Here is a 23556-nt window from a genome sequence, read left to right as displayed (position 1 = left end):
TTAGGGCGTTTTCAACCCAACTAAATATTCACTTTAGTGGACTTCAATGGTGGGTCTGAATCTTCCAATAATTGAGTCTGAATTCTTCTTCAAGTTTCTTTATATAAAGCCAATTAACTTTAATCTAGTAAGCACTGCAATATAGCTATATATGCAAGATGTGCATAGTTAGGATTTTGTTAAATTTGGCGGTATTTTTATGAACAAGCAGAAAGCAGCAGAATTTTCTAGGGTTCGTGTCAGTGCATTAACAGTCAAGTATCCAGTTGAATAAAGATAACCTCGATCAAGCCTTAAAAAGGGGGAATAACCTTCTAAAAGTCTTCAGTAAAAAGCAAGGCTTAGAAGCATCTAAACTTTTGGATACAGGATTTAGCAATTTTAAAACATCCTCTAAAACACTACGTGCAACAATGGCAAATTAACGTCATCATAATTTGTAATTATCCTATAAAGTGCACTTTTTTTACCAGTTATAATTTATCATGCAATCTTCTTTGCTTTGACTGAGGTTTATGTCAGAGTTATAGCTTACAAGAAGAAGTGGTAGTTAAATACAGCTATCAATAAAGTCAGAGGTGACTTAATAATCACCTCAAGCATCGGTTTCCTGCACATAATATCGATTCAAAAAAGTGGATCGATAAATCGATGAATCATGCACAAAGGTAACGCCAAATCCTGTCGCATCATGCCAGTCCAACCAACTTTGCACTTAGTTCCCACATGCGATCGCCTTTTTCATCATCGCGGGCTTGAGGAGAAACCTTTTGAACAAAGGATTTGCCATCTTTCTTCTGACGATTTCCCCAACTCCAATAAGCACCGGATTGATTATACTCAGGATCGGCAACCACCGCAGCAACCCGTTCTCCTGCCAACTCCTGAGACACATATCCCCCAGTGATGTACTTCTGGAATAATGGGAAGATTTTCTGAAACAGGGGATAGTGGTTTCTGAATAGCGGCGTTTCTGCAACACATCCTGGATAGAGAGAACTGAAGGCGATACCGGTTGACTCATGATAGCGCCGATGCAGTTCCCTCATGGTCAACACGTTGCAAACCTTGCTGTCTTTGTAAGCTTTGACGGGTTCAAATTCCTTGCCGTCAATCATCGAGATTGGCTCTTTAAATCCCTCTGCGAAGCCCTGGAAATCGCCCAAGTCGGGACGCGGCGGAATCTTCCCACCCAGTTCATCTGGATTGTGAGTGACAGTTCCTAAAATGACGAGCCTTGGCTGTGAAGATGATTTCTTCAGATCCTCTAGCATCAGGTTGCACAACAGGAAATGTCCAAGATGATTTGTAGCAACACTTAACTCGTAACCTTCTGAGCTTCGCAGTGGCTCCTTTAACAAAGGCATATAAATTGCGGCGTTGCACACCAAAGCATCTAGAGAGTTACCGCTTGCTCGGAAGTTATTCACAAATTGTCGAACGCTATCCAAAGAGCCAAGATCGATGTGCATGATAGTGTAGCTACCCTGGTGGGGGATTCCCAGAGATTGCGCTGCAAGTTGAGCCTTCGCTATATCCCTACAGGCCATCACTACATACCATCCCCTTTCAGTAAGAGCCTTGGCAGCGTACAAACCGACTCCTGAAGAAGCACCTGTGATTATAACCGTTGGCTTGTGATGTTGTTCCATTCTGTTCAGCCTCCATTGACTGTCTCTAGGATCTCACACCAGTGAGCCATCATTGTCACCAGCTTTTTCAATGCCGGATTAGGCTGAACTAACATGCTTATAACGTCATTAAATTTTACTGTTAGGCAATCATTCACTTTCAAATTTTGGTCGTAGCGGAAATCCTGGATAGACTGGTGCAGATTAAAAAGTAACTGGCATTTTAAATATATATGTGTTACATATATATAAAAGAGTAAATACACAAGGATATATGATGCCGGTTATCAGAATACCTGATCCCATTTACAAAAGGCTCCAAGCTCTAGCTGTCCCTTTCGAGGATACACCCATCACTGTTATTGAGAAGTTATTGAATGAATATGAGGCACGTTACCAGCCTCAGAAAGTTTCTGAAACCGAGAATTATAAAGTTCTTGAACCTGATACTCCGAGCAATTTGCACTATACCAGAGTGCTTCGAGCCGTCATTGGTAGTCAGGAAATTCATCAACCGAATTGGAACAAAATCGTTGATGCAGCACACGAAATTGCTATTCGACAAGGATTTTCTGTAGAGGAACTCATGAAGCTAACCCTTGCCCATGTTGTTAAGGGTGAAAAAATTAATTCTGGTTTTCACTACTTACCAGAGGTAAACATTTCGATACAAGGTGTAGATTCAAATCTTGCTTGGCGTAACACTTTGCACTTAATGAAGAATTTGAAAATGCCAATTGAAATATACTTCGAGTGGCGTGAAAAAGAGGGAGCAGCATATCCCGGTGAGAAGGGAAAGTTCATTTGGAATGCTAAATAGGATGTGAGAATTACAACTATCAGAGCATCGCTGGATGGGTTTATATGATTAAATATGTTACATATAAATTTATAAAGATAAACATTCATGGACGAGCTACAACCAAGAGTAGAACAGCTACAATCCTTATATAGACTTTGCCATCAACTTACAAATGTGATGTTTCAGCCAATTCACATCGTGCGATTAGATGAACGATCGCTCAATATATTTATATTAGCTGGGCAAAATGAAGGAATAGAGCTAGAAATTAAACCATTAATGTAGTATATAACCATGAATGTAGTATAGAACTATGAATCAGGTAAACTATACAGCAATGAGCGACCAAGAGCTAAAGAGTTACCTTCTTACCCATAAAAATGATAAGGAAGCCTTTTATGCTTACATGGATAGACGAAAATCTCGTCATCGTGATGCTGCAATACAATTAAATGATCCGGCTTGGGAAGAAAAGATAATAGCTGTGATTCAGAAACAATTAGGTTCTGATTGATAACTTAATCATTTCATATTCTTAATCGAGGTGGACAAAATTTTTGTAGTCCCCTCGATTTCTTACATAAATTTACTTTTGGCTAATATTTCCGCTCTTTTGGCTCAAACATGGTAATCGCCACTGGACGATATTGAATATCAATTCCTGCTGGTGAATAGTAAGCCATTGTGTGTTTCAGAAAGTTGGCATCATCTCGCTCGGAATAATCTTCGCGGAAATGAGCGCCACGACTCTCTTGACGATTTAAAGCTGATGCCAAAATAGTCTGTCCCACTATCATCAAACTTCGCAATTCTAAGGCTTCCACAAGCTCTGTATTCCAGCAACTACCTTTATCATCTAAATAAATTTGTGGATATTGCTGTTGTATTTCTTCTAATTTATGTAACCCTTCACTCATTAATGCCTCAGTGCGGAAAACACCGCAGTAATCAGTCATACAATCCTGGAAGGCTTGACGAACTTGATTAATGCGATACTGTCCTGGTTGTTCTAGCAAAGCTTGAATTTCTTGCTGGGCTTCGTTTACATACCGTTGCTCATCCACAGAGGGCAACTTGCGTTTTTGCACAAATTGCGCGATCGCAGCCCCAGTTCTCTTGCCATAAACGACACATTCCAGCAGAGAATTACTCCCCAAGCGATTAGCACCATGTACGGATACACAAGATGTTTCGCCAGCAGCAAAGAAGGCATCAACTAAACCATCACCACTACTGCGGACTTGACCATCAGTATTAACTGGAATACCACCCATACAATAGTGAATTGTCGGACGGACTGGCATAGGTTGAGTTACCGCATCAACACCCACCAAACGGTGTGCTTCTTCCCAACAGAAGGGGACGCGACTCATAATTTTTTCTTTGCCCATATGGCGTAGATCCAAATAGACAAAGGGGCCACCAGCAGTTCCATCAAGATGAATGCCACGTCCGGCGCGAATTTCGTAAGCGATCGCTCGTGAGGTAATATCACGAGGAGCCAGTTCCATACGACTGGGTGCGTAGTTCGCCATAAAGCGATCGCCTTCACTATTAATCAGATACGCCCCTTCCCCCCGTACCGCTTCTGAAATCAGCACGCCTACTGGATATAAGCCGGTGGGATGAAATTGGACAAATTCCATATCTTCGAGGGGCAAACCTGCGATCGCAGTCATTGCCAAACCATCACCCGAAGAAGCGTAATCATTAGAGGTGGTGTTATAAACGCGACCATAGCCCCCTGTGGCAAACATCACTGCCTTAGCCCGCACCACCTCTATATGTCCATCCAAAAGATGGAACATCACTACACCTTTCGCCTCATTTTCTTCCAAAATGAGACGCATCACATACCACTCTTCATAAACTTGCACCCCATAACGCCGCAGGTTGTTGACCAATTCGTGCAAAATCGCGTGACCGGTCTTGTCAGCGGCGTAGCAAGTACGATTGTGGGAATGTCCGCCAAAAGCCCGTTGGGCAATGCGCCCATCAGGTAAGCGAGAGAACAAAACGCCCATGTGTTCCAAGTCAATCACCACATCTGGCGCTTCTTGGGTGAGAATTGCTACAGCGTCTTGGTCTGCCAAGTAATCAGAACCCTTGACAGTATCAAAGGCATGTGCCTTCCAAGTATCTTCTGAATCAACATTTTTCAGCGATGCAGCCATACCACCTTGAGCCGCCACTGAGTGGGAACGAATTGGGTGGGTTTTGGCAACCACAGCAATATTTAAATTGGGGTCAGTGCGGGCAATTTCCACAGCAGCGCGACATCCCGCCAATCCACCCCCGACAATAATCACATCGTGTTCCAGCATAATTAGCCCCTGATTGCAAACCCCTGCTGTTCTATTGTAGAGAGGTGATTAATCAGGTAGTAAGAGGAATTGCGATCGCGTCTCTACAAAAAAATTCCCTGCCTATAGACAGGGATAATATTACAAATTTTAAACTAAGAGTTAAAAATGAAGAGTTGGGTCTTCACTTATAACTCCTAACTCCTAACTCCTAACTCCTAATTTGTAACTCTTTAGCTAGTTGCTTGTGCAGGTTGTTGCTGAGACACATTACCTGGTATGGGTTCCATTTTGGTTCCAGGCCCTACAGGAGTGACTTCAATATGATTTAACAAGGTAGTGACAAACGCAAACAACAAGAAAGGTAGTGATAGCAGAACGACCAGACCCGCTGTTGCTAAAGCGTATACGGGGCGCTTGGCACCCATCAGCGCCAAAGCTGATGCCAAACTTAAGGTAATTGTAATCAACCAAACAATTATTTGACCGTAGATATCACCGAAAGTCAGGGTACAGACAAACCGATACTTTTGAATATTATTTCCGCTCATCACATTTGCCTCAAGTCTCTCCTAATAGGTTCTACCTTAGAACCATGTTTGCTTTGTAGACAATTTCTAAATATTTTTGCAAGCTTCGTAATATCACTTCACAATCAACTTTTTTCGTTACAAAGCGCAATTTATAGTACAGCATGGCGTAAATAGAGCATAGCCTATGGGAAGCCTTTCTCCTGTACTCGTCGCTGTCTGGAATTCTCCTAAGGGTGTGTTATCGCATAGGCTAACGCACCATGCAAGATTTTCAGTGCGTTAGGACTAATATCTACACCCTACCAGATTCAAGCTAATGTGGTGAACAGTTGGTACAAAGACTAAGAAAACTGGATGTTGACGTAGACTAATTTTTTTGGGAAAAGTTTTCGCAATTTTGATAACCTTTTCAACAAATAGACTCTTTGCTGAAAGCCAATATAATTTTTGTCATCTGTCAAATTCCAGATATTTAGGATATGATATTTAATTTTTTGCTAGTAAATATTAACTAGATAGATCCAGCAAAGTCAAAATGGAAAAACCGATTTTTTGGTGTTAAATTTTGAGTATTGCGCGATTTCGTTGATTTATGTCAACAAAAACCTTTATTTCTCGCGGCAATATTGTTTTAGGAGTGAACGTGAATACTATTTTTCTTAAAGGTGTTTTTTGGTTACCAAGTATAGCTGCTCTCACAGTCCTGAGTAGTGGCTTATCTGCAAGTGCCCAGACAGTGGACAAGGTGAGCAGTCAGGCATTAACCGACCCTTCCACAACCGTAGCGTCTCCCAACGAGTTTAGTACAGAACTAGACACTGCAAGTCAAAATTTCGCTACAGAAACAACTGAAACACTTACAGTAACAAATTTAACTAATGTACAGCAGCTGCCCAACGCTGCGATACAGGAAAACGCTAGTGTAACGCTTACACCCATTCCAGGTACAGTGGCAACCTCATCTGCGACGCTCACCTCTGAGTTTGTAGAACCGACTTCTCAAACTACTGCTCAACCATCTGCTACCAAGGTAGCGCAATCGGATATTGATTTAGGTAGAACTACTGCTGGTGGCAGCAGTTATATTGGCGTTGCTGCTAACATTGGTTTGAGTGGTGGAGACTCATCTTTGGGCGATGGTAATTTCGCGGTAGTCAGTAAAATCGGACTGACAAATTCTATATCTGTGCGACCCTCAGCCGTATTTGGGGACAACACCACAGTTTTACTTCCTATCACCTACGATTTTACTTTCCAATCAGCAGATGCTTTTAGCGAACCATTACCAATTGCACCTTACGTCGGAGTAGGTGCAGCTTACAAAACTGGTGATGATTCGCAATTTGCCTTTTTAGTATCTGGTGGCATTGATGTGCCTCTAACTCCTCAATTCACAGCAACGGCCGCTGTGAATGCCGGCTTTTTCAATGAAACTGATATAGGCTTGTTGTTAGGAGTTGGTTACAACTTCAGTGGGTTTTAAGAGTTAGAAGTTAGAAGTTAGAAGTTAGGAGTTAGGAGTTATTAAGATTAAATTCATAACTCACAACTCCTAACTTTCTATTTAGGGGTAACTTTGTCAATTACCTTGATTTGGCCATCGTCTCCTACCGTCCATACATCATATACACCAACAACATCACCGTTAGCATCAACGTCTACGTTGCCGCTGGCACCTTGGTAGTTGATATCTTGACCCTCTTTAAGCAACTTTAGCCCCTCGCAGACATCGGTAACTTCTGTGCCAGGCCCATTAGCAACTTCACGAATTTTGCTGGCTACGCCAACGCCCGTATTTTCCTTAGCAGCTTGCGCTGCCAACGTCAATAGGGCAGCCGCATCCCAAGCTTGAGGAGCATATTCCCCTGGCGCACCACCCTTTTTATCTTTCCATAGCTTGTTGAAAGCTTCTAGTGCTTTACCATCGGAACCGGGTACTGTACCGATCGCACCAGTTAAAATATATTTACCATCACTGCCTTTGCCAACTTGTTCTGGGAAAGTGGGTGATTTTACTCCATCTGTAAGCAGAATCTGCACTCCCTTAGCTACACCTTGCTGATAGGCGGCTTTCAAGAACAGACTGCCAGTTTCAGCGTACAGTACAGCTAGGACTGCATCTGGCTTCCCAGCAAAAGCAGCAGCCGCTTCTGTATCAAATGTCTGGGCTTTCGGGTCGTAGCGGACAGGCTTATCTTTATTAACGATGGTTCCACCCAATTTTTCAAAAGTTTGCACAAATGCTTTTTCAAAGCCTACGCCATAATCGTTATTAATCACGACTGTAGAAATTCGCTTGAAACCTTTTTTATTAGCAAGTTGGGCTAATGCTAGTGCTTGGTAGGTATCGGGGGGAGCGGTACGCGCCCAAAAACCATTAAAGTCGCCTTTTTGGGACTTTTCAGTAAACACAGGACTGGTACTACCAGGGGAAACCAGCATAACTTTATTCGGCGTTGCAATGGAGACTGCTGCACTAGAAACGCTACTGGCAAAAGAACCAACGACACCTGCAACTTTATCTAAAGTTGCTAGTTTGGTCATACCGGCAGCACCAGCTTTGGGGTCGGTTTGGTCGTCTACTTGCACCAAGGTAACAGGTTCACCATTCACCCCACCGCAAGCATTGACTGTATCGACGAGTAAAGGGACAGAACCTAGCATCTGTTGTCCCACAGAAGCCAAGTCGCCTGTTGTTGGTAGCAGGGAACCAATTTTTAGCCCTTTACCAGTGCTTGTAGTAGTTGAGTTTGCCGCTGGGGTAGCAGTACTTCCGTTGGTAGCTGTGCTATTGGGGGCACTGGTATCACCACAAGCCCCAACTAGGAACCCAGTTGCTAGGGTAGCTATACTGAAGGTTAAGGCAGCGCTAATTTTTCTCATAAGTATATTTCACTCCTCAGATATCTAGGAGCCTAAAAGTAAGATTCAAACTTAGCTGGATCTTATCAGGACTCCAAAGGATAAATCATATCATCCATCTTTGGGAGTAGAAATATTTACCACTACACTAGTATTAGTATTATACACAGCATATGCTCTGTGTATTAAAAGCTGGAAAACGGAGAGGGAGGGATTCGAACCCTCGGTACGGAGTTGCCTGCCGTACAACAGATTAGCAATCTGCCGCTTTCGACCACTCAGCCACCTCTCCATGACTCACGAATATCAATGTTACCAGACTTGCTTTTAAGAGTCAATAGTCATTTGTCTTCGGTAACGACAAATGACTAATTTCTCAAAGGACTTGCGATCGCATCCAAGCTAAGGGCAAAGTGCGTAACTTTTTCCACTGGGGAACGTAAGCGCGCTGACTGAATACATCATAATCGTTGCGTTCAATCACCTCCAAAATCTGACCGTACAGCATCGATGCTGCCCATACAGGCCAACGGGCGTCGGATGCTAAATAAGTAATTCCCTGATCGGATGTGCTATAGAATTGGCGGGCCCGATCGATTTGAAAGCGCATCAGCGCCCGCCAACGATCATCTACCACACCTTTGAAGAAGTCTTGCTCGGTGTAGTTGAATTTTTCCAAGTCCTCAAGGGGAATGTAGATCCGCCCCCGTTTGGCATCTTCTCCCACATCCCGCAGGATGTTAGTGAGTTGATTGGCAATTCCCAGAGCGATCGCTTCTTCTGTGGGAAGATATGGTTGTTTGTTCTGATGCCACGGAGCGGTGTATATGGTGCTATCCACACCCATGACTTCTGTTGACATTAAGCCAACAGTACCAGCAACGCGGTAACAGTAGAGGTATAAGTCCTCAAAGGTTTCATAACGACTGCGATATAAGTCCATGCGTTGACCGGCAATCATATCCCGAAAGGGCTGAATGTCCATCGGAAAGCGCTGGAGGGTATCAACTAAAGCGACATCGTAATTTTCTAATGGGCGTCCCGCAAAAATCGATTCCAGCTGCTGTTCCCATAGGTCTAGGGTTTCTGGCGTGGTAATAGCAGATGCGGGCCCATCCACCAATTCATCTGTACGGCGACACCAAGCATAAATTGACCAAATAGATTGACGTTTTACCGGACTCATGAGCAAAGTACCCAGGTAAAAAGTCTTGGCATACTTTGCTGTGAGATCCCGACAAAGTTTGTAGGACTCGTCTACAGAGACCAGCGTTTTCATGCGCGGGGGGGAATCAGGCAGTTGCAGCATTCGTTGCGGGCGGTCGGGTGAGCGTTTGCAGGTTTGAGGAATTTGCTACCGGGAGAGCCTCAGAAATTGCCTGCGCTGTCAGCTTACCAGAAAGTACGGCACCTTCCATACTGCCTAAGTAGCGTTGCATGGTATAACTTCCGGCGAGATAGAAGTTGGCAATGGGCGTAACTTGTGCGGGACGGTACTGTTGACGACCAGGGGTCGCTTTGTAAACTGAACGCGGCGTTTTCACCACATGAGATTTCAGCAATGTTGCTGGATTGTCTCCCCCAAAGTGGTCGGGGAAAAGTTTTTCTAACTCGGCAATCGTTGCAGCCACAATCTCCTCATCAGATTTGGCAATCCAATCTTTTGCCGGAGCTAGAACTAATTCCAGCATTGAGCGATTGGGGTTGGCGTATTCACGGCAGGTATTGCTCATATCAGCATAAACGCTTAGGAGGGGCGATCGCGAAAAAAGCAAGTGATCAATTTCTGTAAGTTTACGGTCAAACCACAGATGCAGGTTAATCACTGGTACTCCTTCCAAACCTTCTAGCTTCTGGAAAAACTCCATTTGCTTCCAAGATTTAGGCAACATGACCTTTAAAGGATCAACTGACATGGCAGATACATAGGCATCAGCCGTAAAAACTTCATCTTCTGCACCATTTAACCCTCGAATCAAGTATGCTTTCACCGTGCCATTGGCGTTGAGCAAAATCTCTTTTAAGGGGGCATTCAATCGCACTTCTCCACCGCGTTCTGTGATGTAATCGACGATCGGGCTGCATAGACGTTCTGTGGGAGAACCATCCAAAAATGCAATTTTGGAGCCATATCGTTCTTGCAGAAAGCGATTCAGTGCAGTTAACAAAATCGTTGCCGAAACTTCATCAGGGTTGATAAAGGTGAGGGCTTTACATGCGGCGATAAAAACGTCACTAGTTACCCGCTCGTCAACACCTTGCCTTTTCAACCACTCTAAGAAGCTGTACTTGTCCATATCTTCAACATACTGTTGACCTCGAACCACTGCTGGAAGTAGGCCAACTGCAAATCGAATCTTCTGCTCCCAAGTCAACATGTCTTTGTTGCGAAGAATCGATGCAATAACGTTGAAAGGTGATGGAATATCTGGAACATCAAAACGTGAGAGTGTCCCAGGTTTGTCTGGTTGATTGAAAATCAGTGTATGCTCTTTCCACTGGAGTCTGTCTTCAATGCCCAACTCTTTGAGCAATTGGAGCATATTAGGATATGCCCCAAAGAAGGCGTGTAACCCGGTTTCGTACCAGTCGCCGTCAGAGTCTTTCCACGCCGCAACCAGCCCACCCAATACGTCCCGGCTTTCCAAGACAATGGGAGTGTGACCTGCGTCCGTGAGATATTTCGCGCAGGAAAGTCCTGCTAGACCAGCACCCGCGATCGCTACTCGCATTTAACCTTAATGCCCTTCAATATTTCTTAATGGTTTTGTTGATTCTCATTATACGTTGCAAACCGTTACATTTGGCAGTCATTGTGCGATCGCTTCCCCAAAAAACTTTTACCAAAGGGAATTTTACCTACGCGCACCTACCCAACAAAATTGCCAACACCATTGTTGCTAATAGGTTTTGGCGAACATTTTATCTAGATTTACGGGTAAGAAATTTAGGGAAACAAAAGTAATTCCTTTGACTGAAAATAGCTAATCCTAAATATTGTCTTAAAGTAGTTGATTTCTTTGCTAAGTCGTATATTTACTCTGAGGAAATATTTAGGGTAGTAGTTGAAGACTGCTAGTTAATTTAAGATATATTTTCCTAAAGTGAATACATAAATAAAGTAAAAATTAAGACCAATTATGTTCTAGTTTAAGTATTTTGACTGTTGAGTAGTTAGTATGTATTAGCAATAATTCTGAGTCATTAGGGAGTTGTTTGATGGCGCAACAGAGCAAATATCTATTGAAACAGCAGAATGCTTTTGTGGGAAAACTAATCTCTAGTAGCACCAGTAATTATGCTGAATATTTTGGCTTAATTATCTTAGGTCACAGCCTCTAAAAGATATTCCCATACTCGGCATGGAAACTAGAATAAAAACCTCCGTTTGAAAGCTCGTCACTCTCCATAAGGATGTAGGATAAAGGTTTATGTCCTCTAGGTTGAACAACTCTGTTGTTTACCGCACAACTTATAGGTAAAAGATTATGAGTGTATCGCAGGAGCTAAGGCGCTTTGGACATCACCTGATTCTAGGTATTTCCGGCACTACATTAAGCGATGATGATAAACGTGCACTCAATGAATTGAGACCAATCGGGGTGATCTTTTTTGCGAAGAACTTTTTGGATGGTACCCCATATCAAGTTTGGCTGGAAAGCTTTAAAGATTTGACCAGTCAAATACGAAAATATACCGAACGCGATTTCATGTTTATGACTCTGGATCATGAAGGAGGTCGTGTCATTCGCACACCACAGCCGATTACGCGATTTCCTCATGCGTTATTGCTGCGATCGCACGCCCGCGAAGTAGCAAAAGCCACAGCATTAGAGCTAAAATCACTGGGAATCAATTTATCTTGGGCACCCATAGCAGATATTTTTTCATATCCCCACAATCCCATTATTGGGCCTCGTGCCTTTGGTAACACTCCCGAAACTGCTACTCAAGGTGCCCGTGACTACTACCTTGGACTTCAAGAGTCAGGAATTTTGGGATGTGCCAAACACTTCCCCGGACATGGAGACACTAGCAAGGACTCTCACATTGAACTACCAATACTTAATTTAACTCTAGAAGACCTGCGAATTCGAGAACTCATACCTTTTAGAGCTTTAATCGAAGTACAGATTCCTTTAATCATGACTGCCCATATTTTATTTCCCAGGATAGATGCTGATGTACCAGCAACCCTTTCCCAAGCTATCCTCAAAACCATACTTAGAGGGGAACTTGGCTTTGAGGGAGTAGTTGTATCTGACGACTTGGATATGAAAGCTATCTCAGATATGTTTATTAAAGCTGGTACTGTGGCGCGGTCATTTCATGCAGGCTGCGACTTGTTTATTGTCTCGCGTAACATTAATTCATCATCAATTGAAAGAACTTATCACATTGCTGAAGATTTTGTTGATTCTCTAACCAAGGGTAGCTTAGACGAATCATTAGTGGAAGCAGCCAGAGAAAGAATCGATAAACTACTGGCAGTAACACCGCAATATCCCGTACATGCTTTGGATCAAGATATATTATTGCAACATGCTCAACTAGCGATCGCTAGTTGCTATTCATAAATGGGTGGTATAGGGGTCGAACCTATTTCTGCGGGTTAAAAGCCCGCTGCACAGCCGGTATGCCAACCACCCTAATTAATTTGAAAAAGAAATGAGCAAGTGCGACCGTATTAATATCGCAAGCTTTTTTATACAACGCTAAATATAAATCCACCAGGGAGGTACTGCCCCTCCTATTTCTGTGTTATCAGCACAGCGCCTCGCTTTTCGGCTTCAGGTGGAAAAGAGGAAGATAGAGGAATCGTAGCTTGCTTCCCATAGGGTACCCCTACAGTTTGCTGTACCTGGTTTTCAAGACCAGTTGCCATCCATACTCTTCGAGAAGGCTATCGCCTACAGCGGCATCTTCCATTCAAGGGTGCCTGACGGGACTTGTTCGCGTAAGCGTTCCCGAAGGGTACCCGCTATGACTGGTTCCACAAACCAGCGCCTCGACCACCTTGGCTTCAGACACCATCAGTGGAACCAATGGGACTTGAACCCATAACCTCCTGCTTGCAAGGCAGGCGCTCTAGCCATTTGAGCTATGACCCCATATTTGGTGGATACTGGTCGGAATTGAACCCACACACTGAGTATGGCGTACTCAGATGCTAGCGATTACATCACACCCGCATCAAGCTGGTAACAGGAATTGAACCTGCAACCTCATCGTTCAGAGCAATGCGACTTACCAATTCGTCCACCTGGCAATGAATGGCTGCCTCAGTAGGACTCGAACCTACAACCGCGCGGTTAACAGCCGCTTGCTCTACCATTGAGCTATGAGGCAACGAAAGCCCCCAGGTCGGAATCGAACCCTCAAATCTTCAGTTTCGTAGACTGAGATGTTATCCAGTTAGACCACACTCTCAAAACGGAGAGAACAGGATTTGAACCTGCGACGGATATTAAAACCCGCTTCCTCTTAGCAGGAGGATGCTTTCAGCCACTCAGCCACCTCTCCATAGTGGGTCGAGCAGTGCTTCCCATTCGCGGAGCGTCCCGTTGGCGCAGCCTTTCGTAGAGAAGGAAGGGTACCTGTGTGCAAAAAAGAACAGTTTTACAGACTGTCGCCTTCAGCCAGACTCGGCCACCGACCCATAATTATTCCCTCGACAAGAATTGAACTCGTATCTGTGCTTTGAAAGAACACTGACTTAACCATTCGTCCACGAGGGCATAATTGACCGAGTTGTAGATTTTGGATTAAAAAATTTAATCCAAAATTGTCTGACACAGGGACTAGGATTTGAACCTAGAACATCGGATTTGGAGTCACGAGGTGTTGCCGTTACACTATCCCTGCATTTGGTGGCAGCTGCGGGATTTGCACCCGCATATACCAGCCGGGGCTTTGCTGGTTAAGCTACGCTGCGATCGCACCAGAGGCTGAGGTGAGATTTGAACTCACGATATCGGTTTTGCAGACCGACGCCTTCGACCACTTGGCTACTCAGCCATTTGGGAGTCCTGACGAGATTCGCACTCGCAATCTTCAGCTTGAGAGGCTGACGGCTTAAACTATTCGCCTACAGGACTACAACCAGGGTGACGGGATTTGTAGCTTGCTTCCCGCAGGGTACCCGCAACATTTCCGCAGACAACGGAACGCTCTAGCCAATTGAGCTACACCCCGATTTTTTGAATCTGTGCTTAAACTTTTAGGTTTTTAGACACAGAATTTTGGTGAACTTGCCCATTTCTTATTTAGTTTTCAAGGTTCAGAAAATCTACTTTTTACTTTTAGAAACTGTTAGGAAAACAACCGAAACTCTAGGTAGCAAGCCTGTTATTTATTACGGATGTATTCAATGGTTTTGATGATTGCAAACTTAGAAATTTTTTCGTTTATTGCTTTTACTGCCGATGATTTACAAGTAAAAGCAGCTTTTTTGATTGGGGACTCTGGTTTATTTCAACGCCTGTCCTTTAGTTTTATGTAGAACATAACTTTGACTCTTGGGAAGCTTGTTTTCCGTTTTACTACATTTATACTACAAAAAACTACAAGAGGTGTCAAGGGGTTTCAGAAAATTTTTTTGAAATTGTCTAAAAAAGTTGCTGTACTTAGGTTTGAACTTAATTAACCACTCTGAAAAGTAAAACTACAGTTATGCTTGGGTGAATATTTAAAAGCCTGACGTGACAGACAACTCCCTCAAGCGACAACAGATAATTAGTTTTGTCGCGATCGCCACTATGATTACAGCTTGTAGTATTGCTCCAGACACTTCCCCACAATTGGGTTGAACTAGCCAATAAGCAAAATCTATACTGCACATGCACAAGTTCAAAATCATCCAGCAAAAGGGCAAATTAATTCGCCAGTCGTAAACCCTACCTTTACAGCCCCAGCTAAATTTCAAGGAAAAATGGTTGTATTAATGATGGCCCCTACCCAAAGACAATCTTAGTAAATGCTAGATATCCTGAAGCCAAATGATGTTAATGCGACATTTCTTTGGGTAGGAAAAGTTTTGCCACAAATCATCAGCAAACTCAAATGCTACCGATTTGTGACAATTCCCAAACTCTTAAAAATGAGACAATAAAGGGTGAGCAATTCTACTCACCCGACTATTTCGTTTATTCGCTCAATACAGAAGCACTGCTCTCTTGAGCTTCTTGCCAAAGTTTGTGCAAAAAGAACTCAGCGCGATCGCTCATAGTGGTGAAAAACACACCTACAGCATCCTTAGAACTATCTAATAGCCAAGAACCCCGCAGGGTGACTTCCATATATTCGGCATCGCAGGCACAAAGGGCAATGATTCCTCTGTCATCTCTTTTTACCTCAGCCTTAAGCACTTCTACCCCTGGCAAATCAGCAGGAAGCAAAAAGGAAGCGGTACTGGGTTCAATGCATAAACTTTGCCCAACTCGCAGGGCTAAAATCACTCGCTGTGCTACCCATTCTTCTAGCGACAGAGTGAGACATTCCAAATAAAAGCTGCTTTCAGTGTAAGTTAATTTCAGCATTCCTTATGCTCTCCTGTTATTCCAGGCTTCCTTGCATATCTATCCAAAACTGTTCAGCAAAAGCAATCGCGGGGTGGATTGGTGCTTTTGGTTTGGTACGCAGTTGCATACCAACTTCAAACAAGGTGCGGTCACTTTTACGGGAGTTACATTTCTCACAAGCTGTGACTACGTTATCCCAAGTGTGAGAACCGCCTCTTGATCGCGGCATCACATGATCTAGCGTTAGATGTTTGCCGCTACCGCAATATTGGCAACTGTGATGGTCTCGTCGTAACACTTCCCGTCGATTGACTGGCGGAACTTTCCACATCCGCTCATTAGAAGTAACTGTTAAGCGAATGTGTTTTGGCACATCAATTACCAAACTGGGTGAGTGAACTCGCCATCCGCCTTCTGTGGTAAAATCCAGCGGTTGAGCTTTGTCTGTTACTAACAGCACAATCGCCCGCTTGATATTGATCCGACACAGTGGCAAGTAATTTTGAGAAAACACCACCACAGATTGCTCTAACACTTGCATTGCGTTCGCGCCGCGCATGGAAGATATCGTCACAGCTTCACTCCTTATAAAAAAACCCCCGCTTCAAGTTTTTGGTGAAGCGGGGGTTAGAATTGACCGGAAAACTTTCTGGTCTTATATCGGTACAGTATTCCTTTGCCTGTACCCCCCGCTTTGTTGATCTAGTTCTGGTTTTGCAATCAGCACACTAATGCTGAGATGTCTAAAATCATAATTACCCTCTGTGATTTGCCCATGATTTCGGCTACCATCGCCCATACATAAATACTCCACTTCCATAGCAGCTGATTCCCAACCGGCTCGGCAATTGGTAGCGCACAAATTTGAAGTAGAGATGGGGTAAATGGATTTCACAGAAAATTTCACCTATTGAAGATTGCTTTAAACATACTACACTTGTATTACTATCTTGTCTATACCTTTAAGGAGAAATAGTGATGCATACGATCGCTCGCACCCCAACTACCGATATGGAAGTCACCAGCATCCGCCTAGAGCGGGAACTCAAAGATAAGCTTAAAGAAATAGCTGGCAATCAAGGATATCAAGCTTTGATCCGAGATATCCTTTGGAATTATGTCCAGCAAAAATCAGGTGAATGGAAGCCTAGATTTTCGCGAACCGACATTCGAGCTAGTATTGCTGCCACAGCTCAGCAAGAAGAACGCTGTGTACTCACAGGTCAACTAATTCAACCCCAAGAAGCGATGTTGTTAGGATTGACGAGGAATGGCGATATGGTTCCTCTGAGTGTCGAGAGTCTCGCTGGATAGTCTTATATTCAGGCAATGCAGCTCAGTTATTTTTACTAAATAATTGGGCTGCATTCAGAATTTAGCTTTATTTCCTCTCAATAAGTAAAACCTATTGTTAAGAACTAAATTAAAAGCAAAATCTTACAAAAATTTTAAAATAGATTCAGTGTTATTACGGTTATGGTTGGGGGATTTTGCTTAGATTCCAGAGAAATTACGGTTTATGTATACTTACAGACAGGATATTCTAAGTCAAAGTTAATTAATTATCTCAATATAAAGAAGATAAAGCAGCCACAAATAATCAGGCTGGGGCATTTTAGAATATCCTAAGTATCTCATTACCTATGTAGCAATTTGCTTAAATAGCGGGAACTTGGCCATCTGCTATAGAAAAGGGCTATAACAGGTGAGAGAAAGTATTCATAAAAAAATTGTCAATTATCAAGGTGTAGCAACACAACTAACGGGGAATAATATGCCAAGAGGTTGGGTGCAAAAACAATGGGGTTATTATCCAAGGGCGTGCCAAGAATGAAAAAGCCTTTATGGTCGTCGCCACAGTACGTAGATGACATAGATCGACTACAACCTTACCAAGGTAAGCTGATGCAGCATCAGGAAGAAACTGCCCACCAGTTGGTACAAAAAATTAACCAAATCATTGCCAATAGCTCGGCGACGGCATTGATGCTGCAAGATATTGCCCAATTGCTAGGAGTTGTCTTTCAAGTAGATTGTTGCTGCTTGGTTTCAGTAACGGGTGAGACATCCGACGAAGCGACTACTACTAATTGGTGTGCTGATGAGTATCTAGGGTTGCCACATCCAGAAGAGATGTTTTCAATGGAACAGTTGCTTATGCACTCACCAGTGTTGCAATGTGCTGCTGAACCATTAACTATTGAAGATATTTCCATCATTCAAAATAGTCTGGTAATTGGCTGTCAGTATTTGCCACTACCGATAAAAGCCGTTTTGGCAATTCCCACCCGATTTGCTGGCAATAATAATGGGGTGATTAATCTGATTAAATTCCAACCCTATGATTGGAGTGAATCAGAAAAACAACTGCTCAAAGATGTGGAGTCGGCTTGTGCGATCGCTTTTTCTCGCCTAGCACAAGCTCAACTAATTACTCATCAACAACAGTATCTGCAAAAGAACAATCAGTATCAAAGCTTGATCAAGCAATTAACTATACTGAGTCGCAGTAATTTGGAGCTTAATCAAATGCTCCAGTTAGTTATAGCCTCTACTGCTGAATCTCTACAGGCAGATCGGGGTTTGCTTATACTACTAAAATATACAGATCCACTCTTTAGGACTCAAGCCAAAAAGCAAATTCCTAAAGCGAAAGCTAGAGTAAGCGGTGAATGGACTAAGGCAATACAGATTTCCCACACTACTAAACCAGATAGCTTAGATCAGTCTTTCTTGCTTTCGGAATGTGGTTTATGTCAGCGTGCCTTCATGGATACTGGAAAACCAGTAATCTTCGATGACTATAAAGATCAAAATGATACCTCGTCAGCTGCTCCATTATTTGCAGTAGAGGAATTGCCTGCGGTATTATTAGTGCCATTAGAGAGTCAAGGTAAAATCTTAGGATTCTTGGTGCTACAGCAAGCTGTCACTCGCAATTGGCAAGCAGCAGAAATAAATCTTGTGGAAATGGTTTGTGCTCAAGTAAGTAACGCCATAATTCAGTCACAGACATTACGCCAAGTCCAAACTTTGGTAGATGAGCGGACAGCGAAACTCCAGAGCAGTCTGGAACTCCAGGCAAAATTGCATGAAAGAACCCGGCAGTATGTTGAGCAGCTACGGAAACTCAATGAACTCAAAGATGAATTTTTGAGTAATATGAGCGATCGCTTGCGCTATCCTTTGACAAACATGTTAATGTCAATTCGGAACTTACGTTTGCCAGGAATAGCACCAGAGCGTCAGGCTAGATACATAGATATCCTAGAGCAGGAATGTACAAAGGAAATTAACTTGATTAATGACTTGTTGACACTCCAGAAACTAGAGTCGCCTCACGAAGCCCCACAATTAGAATCTATAGATTTAAATACTAGAATCCAGGATATAGCAGCATCCTTCGAGAAAAAACTCGCCGAGAAGGGATTAAAGATTTCTGTAGATTTACCACAGGAGTCGCTAAAACTGCAAACTGAACTAGAGAGTTTTGACCGCATTCTCCAAGAACTGTTAACTAATGCCTGTAAATACTCAGAGCATGATACCATCGTCCACTTGGAAGCTGCTCACAGAGTTGATCAACAAATTGATCAAGTTATCATAAAGGTGACGAATACAGGACGTGCCATCTCTCAAGAAGAAGCGACTTACATCTTTGACAAGTTCCGTCGCGGAAAAGGGCGCTGGACTCCAGGGACTGGCTTGGGACTTGCTCTAGTCAAGTCTTTAGTGCAGCATCTGAATGGAGCGATCGCAGTTGAGAGTCTTCAAATATCGGATTCTCAACAAAGCGAAATTTGCTTCACCTTGACTCTGCCCCAATTTTCTGATGAAAGCAAACCATAATTCTGAAAGTGACTAAAGAACAAAACACAACAGAGAACCCTGATTTCCAGTCTCCTAGTGATGACATTAACCTCGAAGGGGATTTGACTGCTGATGCAGTCGCTTTGGCAGCTAAAATAGAAGTTCAAATTGAGAAAATAGCAGAGCGAAAGCGACAAATCAGTGCCAAAGTCCAAATTCCCCAGCCAGTGGAACAAATCTGGAAGGTTCTGACAGATTATGAAGCCTTGCCTGACTTTCTTCCCAATCTTGCCAAGAGTCGTCTAATCGAACATCCCAATGGTGGAATTAGACTTGAGCAAGTAGGCTCCCAGCGCTTATTGAATTTCAACTTTTGTGCGCGGGTAGTTCTGGATTTGGAAGAATGCTTCCCCAAAGAAATTAATTTCCGCATGGTAGAAGGAGATTTTAAAGGCTTTTCTGGTAGCTGGTGCTTAGAGCCTTATTCTCTCGGTGAGTATGTAGGAACAAATCTTTGCTACACAATTCAAGTTTGGCCTAAACTCACTATGCCAGTGGGAATCATTGAAAATCGCCTGAGCAAAGACCTGCGGTTAAATCTTCTGGCCATTCACCAACGTGTAGAAAAGCTAGCCAGCAATGAACCTTATGTATAGTAAAAGTGTCATTCAGGTTTTTTCCTGAATGACACTTTTACTTAGTAGATTTATAGCAAGAAATAATTCTGCTTTTTTATTGTTTTTAAGTACCCCCAGGGGAATTCGAATCCCCGTTACCTCCGTGAAAGGGAGGTGTCCTAGGCCTCTAGACGATGGGGGCATCGGACTCAGACCTTTTATAAGTTAACCAATTTCCTTGCCTTTGTCAACAGGTTTTGCCAAAAAAAGTTTATGACAGCTAAACTGGGTGGAGGCGAAAGCTTGAATGAGGATACAAAGAGACATGGAGACACAAAAAGAATTCTGTAGACGTTTCTGCGGGAAGCCGCAGGGTGCGTCAGCGTCGGGCGCTGGGGATTTAAAAAGATGTCCAGATAGAAAAAACGCTAAATTCAGCAATGGACAAAGGGTATGATGTTGTACCGTGTAAAGTTAATGTTTACGGTTTTTTATAAAAGATTTTGAAATAAATCGCTCAAAATCTACAACATGGAAGCATCTTTTGAAATTACCCTACAGATGGCGATCGCCGTCCTTGCAGGCATTAGCGCCCAAGTGCTGGCTGCATACTTTCGGATACCCAGCATTGTTTTGTTATTGCTGTTGGGCATCCTCTTTGGCTCTGATGGCATCGGGCTGTTGCATCCCCATTTGCTAGGTACTGGACTGGAAGTTATTGTCGCCCTAGCAACGGCAATCATTTTGTTTGAAGGCGGACTTAACTTGGATTTGCGAGAGTTAGGTAGAGTTTCAGTCAGCCTGCAATTGCTCGTCACTCTAGGAACGCTGATCACACTGCTTGGTGGGAGTATGGCAGCCCACTGGCTGGGTGAATTTCCCTGGAATATAGCTTTTCTCTATGCTTCTATAGTTGTGGTTACAGGCCCAACGGTGGTTGGGCCTTTGCTTAAACAAATCAATGTAGATCGGCAAGTAGCAACACTCTTGGAAGGAGAAGGGGTTTTAATTGACCCTGTAGGAGCGATCCTCGCCTTCGTTGTCCTCGATACCATTTTGAACGGCGATGCTGACCCGATTAATGCGATCGTCGGTTTACTCATGCGCCTGGGTGTTGGTGCGGCAATTGGTGGTGCTGGCGGTTATCTGATGAGCTTGATTTTCAAACGCGCCAGTTTCCTGTCATTCGAGCTAAAAAACTTAGTGGTGTTGGCAATACTTTGGAGCTTGTTTACCTTATCGCAAATGATCCGCAGTGAATCGGGAGTAATGACAACAGTAGTTGCAGGAGCAGTCTTTGCTAACTCTTCAGTCCCAGAAGAACGTCTGTTAAGGAGTTTTAAAGGTCAGCTGACAATTCTCAGTGTCTCGGTGCTATTCATCTTATTAGCTGCTGATTTATCCATTGCCAGTGTGTTTGCTTTGGGTTGGGGTAGTTTATTCACTGTTTTGGTACTAATGTTTGTCGTTCGCCCGATTAATATCCTCTTGTGTACGTGGAACAGTGACTTAAACTGGCGACAGAAACTATTTTTAAGCTGGGTTGCTCCTAGAGGAATTGTTGCCGCCTCCGTAGCTTCTTTTTTTGCAATTTCGCTGACCCAACGTGGCATTAACGGCGGTGATTCCATTAAAGCTTTAGTCTTCCTCACAATTATTATGACTGTTGTCTGCCAAGGGCTAACAGCTGGTTGGGTTGCTAAATTTCTGCAAATCACCTCCAAAGACGTAACTGGGGCAGTGATTGTGGGTTGTAATCCCTTGAGTCTTTTGATTGCCCGGTTCTTTCAAGAACGAGAAGAAAACGTGGTCATGATTGATACTGACCCCCAATGTCTTGTTCAAGCTGAGGCGCAAAATCTGCGGGTGATTGCCAGCAGTGCGCTGGATGCTGCTGTTTTGGAAGAGGCAGGACTTGCCTCTATGGGTACTTTTTTGGCTATGACAAGTAATGGCGAGGTGAATTTTGTTTTGGCTCAAAGGGCAGCTGAGGAATTTAAGCCGCCGCGCGTCTTAGCTGTTTTCCCACGCGATCCGCAAGCGAATATTTCGGCTAGTAATAAAGTTAATCAGGCTTTTATCCCAGACTTAGCGATTAAAACTTGGAATGAATATTTGAATGATGGAAGAGTCAAGTTGGGGACAACTACGCTAAATGAGTTGGAGTTTTCCACTCAATGCGATCGCATCCAAGAAAAGATTCGGACTGGGGTATTGATACCACTATTGGTAGAGCGAGAAGAACGCTTACAGGTAATGCCAGCTAACCAAGAGTGGGAAGTTGGCGATCGCATTATTTACCTGTTGCATGACCCCAGACCTAGCCTTTTAAAACGCTTATCTGGTGCTACCCAATCCACTCCCCTCTCTCTAGAAAAGTTACCGGAGGTTGAAGACCTATCCCTCGCCCAATTGTCTCAATTTTCCGCTAGTGAGGCTCCTGGGGGATGAGGGGGATGAGGACAGGGGAAAATTTTTAACTTTTGACTCTTTATTATCCTTGGGAAGGAATAAACTTGCCTTCTGGTGGTTGTTGCAAATTATCAATTTCTGGTCTTGGCGCTTCTTGATACATTTCCCATTCTTGCCACAGTAAAGCAGATAAATGAACTATGGCAAGAATTAGTGTCGCCACGGAAATTAAATAACTGTGTATTGTGTAAAGATGTTCGACAGTAACTGTGTTAATCGCTCCACCCCCAGTCAGGATGTCGCGCAGTTGTCCACCAATCAAAGGAATGGCTTCGATGGTTCCTAGTTCAATGTTAAAACGCCAGTACCCTTCCTGAGTCCAATCTAGGATCATCGCTGTCCAATTCAGCCCGATCGCACTTAAGGTCAACAAAATCCCACTAATCCAAGCAGCCAGCCAACTCTTGCGAAATTGCCGACCTAAAAACATCACCACAATTTGAATGAGAGCGATCGCAATTATCGCGTTACCAGCAATATCATGCGCTCTCCAAAACAACCAGCCATATGGCAGTTGTGTATTAATCATCTTTAATGAGTTATAAGCTCCGCCTGCTGTCGGTTCATAGTAAAAAGAAAGCATTACTCCGGTAGAGATATAAATTAAGCACAGAGTCAGAATCACGACCGATAATATCGTCGCTACTCGTCGCAAAATCCTATCGAACTGGGTGCTTTGCATAGCTCACCCCTCCTGTTCTTAACTAGGTATTTATTACACTTATAATTTTAGCTAAGAAATATTAATAAATGTTGCATTACCCAAATAAAATATATAGTTTCCACTCAGATACGGTACAAGATTATATTGCTAGGTGTAGGGGCACGGCACTGCCCATACGGGTGTACCTCACGTAAACTAGAACCGCTATAGTTTGTTAAATTGGATATATTACACCATTTGCGATGAGCTAACTAGCCCACCTCAGACTTAAGTCTGAGCCTAATAGCCCCAACCGTTTACTAGTCGTCTTTAGACGACTTTAGCTATTAGCTTAGTAATTTA

Annotated in this window: 22 protein-coding genes and 12 tRNA genes; 11 read left to right on the top strand and 23 right to left on the bottom strand. The window is 43.3% G+C overall.

The genetic code is table 11. From position 1 onward, the window contains the following. Window positions 1-689: 689 nt before the first annotated feature. Complete coding sequence (locus H6G92_RS04200) at window positions 690-1652, bottom strand: protochlorophyllide reductase (RefSeq protein ID WP_190891078.1); 963 nt, start codon at window positions 1650-1652, stop codon at window positions 690-692. A 253-nt stretch (window positions 1653-1905) separates the two neighbouring features. Between H6G92_RS04200 and H6G92_RS04195 the strand changes: the two genes are divergently transcribed. The 3 genes from H6G92_RS04195 to H6G92_RS04185 all read left to right on the top strand — a co-directional run bounded on the left by H6G92_RS04195 (window position 1906) and on the right by H6G92_RS04185 (window position 2947). Next, window positions 1906-2451 carry a T4SS efffector SepA family protein gene (locus H6G92_RS04195; RefSeq protein WP_242059042.1) on the top strand — a complete coding sequence of 182 codons (546 nt, stop codon included), beginning with the start codon at window positions 1906-1908 and terminating at the stop codon, window positions 2449-2451. A gap of 87 nt (window positions 2452-2538) precedes the next feature. Next, window positions 2539-2718, top strand: a complete 180-nt coding sequence (locus H6G92_RS04190; protein WP_190891076.1) for a DUF6888 family protein — start codon at window positions 2539-2541, stop codon at window positions 2716-2718. Between the two features lie 28 nt (window positions 2719-2746). Then, window positions 2747-2947 (top strand): DUF6887 family protein, encoded by a 201-nt coding sequence (locus H6G92_RS04185; protein ID WP_190891074.1) that lies wholly within the window; start codon window positions 2747-2749, stop codon window positions 2945-2947. A gap of 82 nt (window positions 2948-3029) precedes the next feature. Here H6G92_RS04185 and H6G92_RS04180 read toward each other — a convergent pair whose 3' ends face one another. Together H6G92_RS04180 and H6G92_RS04175 are read right to left on the bottom strand one after the other, a co-directional pair. Then, window positions 3030-4757: a succinate dehydrogenase/fumarate reductase flavoprotein subunit gene (locus H6G92_RS04180; protein ID WP_190891071.1), complete on the bottom strand. Its 1728-nt coding sequence runs from the start codon at window positions 4755-4757 to the stop codon at window positions 3030-3032. Between the two features lie 212 nt (window positions 4758-4969). Next, window positions 4970-5287, bottom strand: coding sequence for a hypothetical protein (locus tag H6G92_RS04175; RefSeq protein WP_190891069.1), 318 nt, complete (start codon window positions 5285-5287; stop codon window positions 4970-4972). A gap of 574 nt (window positions 5288-5861) precedes the next feature. On the opposite strand from H6G92_RS04175, the gene H6G92_RS04170 reads away from it, so the two are divergent. After that, on the top strand, window positions 5862-6752 hold the full coding sequence (locus tag H6G92_RS04170; RefSeq protein ID WP_199344679.1) for a hypothetical protein: 891 nt from the start codon (window positions 5862-5864) through the stop codon (window positions 6750-6752). Between the two features lie 77 nt (window positions 6753-6829). Here the strand turns inward: H6G92_RS04170 and H6G92_RS04165 are convergent, their stop codons facing one another. The 4 genes from H6G92_RS04165 to pds form a co-directional block, all read right to left on the bottom strand. Beyond that, window positions 6830-8152, bottom strand: coding sequence for an ABC transporter substrate-binding protein (locus H6G92_RS04165; protein ID WP_190891067.1), 1323 nt, complete (start codon window positions 8150-8152; stop codon window positions 6830-6832). 179 nt (window positions 8153-8331) lie between these two features. After that, a tRNA-Ser gene (locus H6G92_RS04160) sits at window positions 8332-8423 on the bottom strand. A gap of 84 nt (window positions 8424-8507) precedes the next feature. After that, window positions 8508-9440, bottom strand: coding sequence for a 15-cis-phytoene synthase CrtB (gene crtB, locus H6G92_RS04155; RefSeq protein WP_190891065.1), 933 nt, complete (start codon window positions 9438-9440; stop codon window positions 8508-8510). Continuing rightward, the gene (gene pds / locus H6G92_RS04150) at window positions 9424-10863 is read right to left on the bottom strand and encodes a 15-cis-phytoene desaturase (RefSeq protein ID WP_190891063.1); all 1440 of its coding nucleotides are present in this window, start codon (window positions 10861-10863) and stop codon (window positions 9424-9426) included. Before pds ends, crtB begins: the two co-directional genes overlap by 17 nt. 38 nt (window positions 10864-10901) lie before the next feature. Here pds and H6G92_RS04145 point away from each other — a divergent pair, with 38 nt between their 5' ends. The 3 genes from H6G92_RS04145 (at window position 10902) to nagZ (ending at window position 12708) form a co-directional block, all read left to right on the top strand. Further along, the gene (locus H6G92_RS04145) at window positions 10902-11096 is read left to right on the top strand and encodes a hypothetical protein (RefSeq protein ID WP_190971397.1); all 195 of its coding nucleotides are present in this window, start codon (window positions 10902-10904) and stop codon (window positions 11094-11096) included. Between the two features lie 254 nt (window positions 11097-11350). Further along, window positions 11351-11473 carry a hypothetical protein gene (locus H6G92_RS40175; protein ID WP_277926721.1) on the top strand — a complete coding sequence of 41 codons (123 nt, stop codon included), beginning with the start codon at window positions 11351-11353 and terminating at the stop codon, window positions 11471-11473. A gap of 146 nt (window positions 11474-11619) precedes the next feature. Continuing rightward, complete coding sequence (nagZ, locus tag H6G92_RS04140; protein WP_190891059.1) at window positions 11620-12708, top strand: beta-N-acetylhexosaminidase; 1089 nt, start codon at window positions 11620-11622, stop codon at window positions 12706-12708. Window position 12709: 1 nt separating this feature from the next. Here the strand turns inward: nagZ and H6G92_RS04135 are convergent. From H6G92_RS04135 to H6G92_RS04075, 14 genes are all read right to left on the bottom strand, one after another. Next, window positions 12710-12780 (bottom strand) — tRNA-Lys (locus H6G92_RS04135). Window positions 12781-12881: 101 nt separating this feature from the next. After that, complete coding sequence (locus H6G92_RS40170) at window positions 12882-13016, bottom strand: hypothetical protein (protein WP_277926720.1); 135 nt, start codon at window positions 13014-13016, stop codon at window positions 12882-12884. A gap of 152 nt (window positions 13017-13168) precedes the next feature. Then, window positions 13169-13242: transfer RNA gene (locus H6G92_RS04130), tRNA-Ala, on the bottom strand. Window positions 13243-13330: 88 nt separating this feature from the next. After that, window positions 13331-13394 (bottom strand) — tRNA-Gln (locus tag H6G92_RS04125). Between the two features lie 11 nt (window positions 13395-13405). Beyond that, window positions 13406-13480, bottom strand: a tRNA-Asn gene (locus H6G92_RS04120). Between the two features lie 85 nt (window positions 13481-13565). Further along, window positions 13566-13654: transfer RNA gene (locus H6G92_RS04115), tRNA-Ser, on the bottom strand. 143 nt (window positions 13655-13797) lie between these two features. After that, window positions 13798-13868, bottom strand: a tRNA-Glu gene (locus H6G92_RS04110). Between the two features lie 56 nt (window positions 13869-13924). Next, window positions 13925-13996 (bottom strand) — tRNA-Trp (locus H6G92_RS04105). A gap of 80 nt (window positions 13997-14076) precedes the next feature. After that, window positions 14077-14149: transfer RNA gene (locus H6G92_RS04100), tRNA-Cys, on the bottom strand. 3 nt (window positions 14150-14152) lie between these two features. Further along, window positions 14153-14229 (bottom strand) — tRNA-Glu (locus H6G92_RS04095). A 4-nt stretch (window positions 14230-14233) separates the two neighbouring features. Next, window positions 14234-14326: transfer RNA gene (locus H6G92_RS04090), tRNA-Asp, on the bottom strand. A 950-nt stretch (window positions 14327-15276) separates the two neighbouring features. Then, window positions 15277-15669: an alr0857 family protein gene (locus H6G92_RS04085; RefSeq protein ID WP_190891057.1), complete on the bottom strand. Its 393-nt coding sequence runs from the start codon at window positions 15667-15669 to the stop codon at window positions 15277-15279. A gap of 16 nt (window positions 15670-15685) precedes the next feature. Continuing rightward, the gene (locus H6G92_RS04080; RefSeq protein ID WP_190891468.1) at window positions 15686-16192 is read right to left on the bottom strand and encodes an HNH endonuclease; all 507 of its coding nucleotides are present in this window, start codon (window positions 16190-16192) and stop codon (window positions 15686-15688) included. Between the two features lie 114 nt (window positions 16193-16306). Then, entirely contained in the window at window positions 16307-16558 is a 252-nt protein-coding gene (locus tag H6G92_RS04075; RefSeq protein WP_190891055.1) for a hypothetical protein, read from the bottom strand. Window positions 16559-16629: 71 nt separating this feature from the next. Here H6G92_RS04075 and H6G92_RS04070 point away from each other — a divergent pair, with 71 nt between their 5' ends. From H6G92_RS04070 to H6G92_RS04060, 3 genes are all read left to right on the top strand, one after another. After that, the gene (locus H6G92_RS04070) at window positions 16630-16965 is read left to right on the top strand and encodes a hypothetical protein (RefSeq protein ID WP_190891054.1); all 336 of its coding nucleotides are present in this window, start codon (window positions 16630-16632) and stop codon (window positions 16963-16965) included. 486 nt (window positions 16966-17451) lie between these two features. Continuing rightward, window positions 17452-19500, top strand: coding sequence for a GAF domain-containing sensor histidine kinase (locus tag H6G92_RS04065; RefSeq protein WP_190891051.1), 2049 nt, complete (start codon window positions 17452-17454; stop codon window positions 19498-19500). Between the two features lie 8 nt (window positions 19501-19508). Continuing rightward, complete coding sequence (locus tag H6G92_RS04060; protein ID WP_190891048.1) at window positions 19509-20117, top strand: SRPBCC family protein; 609 nt, start codon at window positions 19509-19511, stop codon at window positions 20115-20117. Between the two features lie 90 nt (window positions 20118-20207). Here H6G92_RS04060 and H6G92_RS04055 read toward each other — a convergent pair. Beyond that, window positions 20208-20280, bottom strand: a tRNA-Glu gene (locus H6G92_RS04055). A gap of 329 nt (window positions 20281-20609) precedes the next feature. Between H6G92_RS04055 and H6G92_RS04050 the strand changes: the two genes are divergently transcribed. Next, a complete protein-coding gene (locus H6G92_RS04050) occupies window positions 20610-22529 on the top strand; it encodes a cation:proton antiporter (RefSeq protein ID WP_190891046.1) in 1920 nt (639 codons plus the stop codon). A 43-nt stretch (window positions 22530-22572) separates the two neighbouring features. On the opposite strand, the gene H6G92_RS04045 is transcribed toward H6G92_RS04050, so the two are convergent. Then, window positions 22573-23232, bottom strand: a complete 660-nt coding sequence (locus H6G92_RS04045) for a cytochrome b N-terminal domain-containing protein (protein ID WP_190891044.1) — start codon at window positions 23230-23232, stop codon at window positions 22573-22575. Between the last annotated feature and the right edge of the window lie 324 nt (window positions 23233-23556).

The sequence above is a fragment of the Nostoc foliaceum FACHB-393 genome (genome assembly GCF_014698505.1).
Classification (GTDB): Bacteria; Cyanobacteriota; Cyanobacteriia; order Cyanobacteriales; family Nostocaceae; genus Nostoc; species Nostoc foliaceum_A.
The sequence above is the reverse complement of the archived record's forward strand: the minus strand, read 5'-3'. Positions and strand labels throughout refer to the sequence as shown.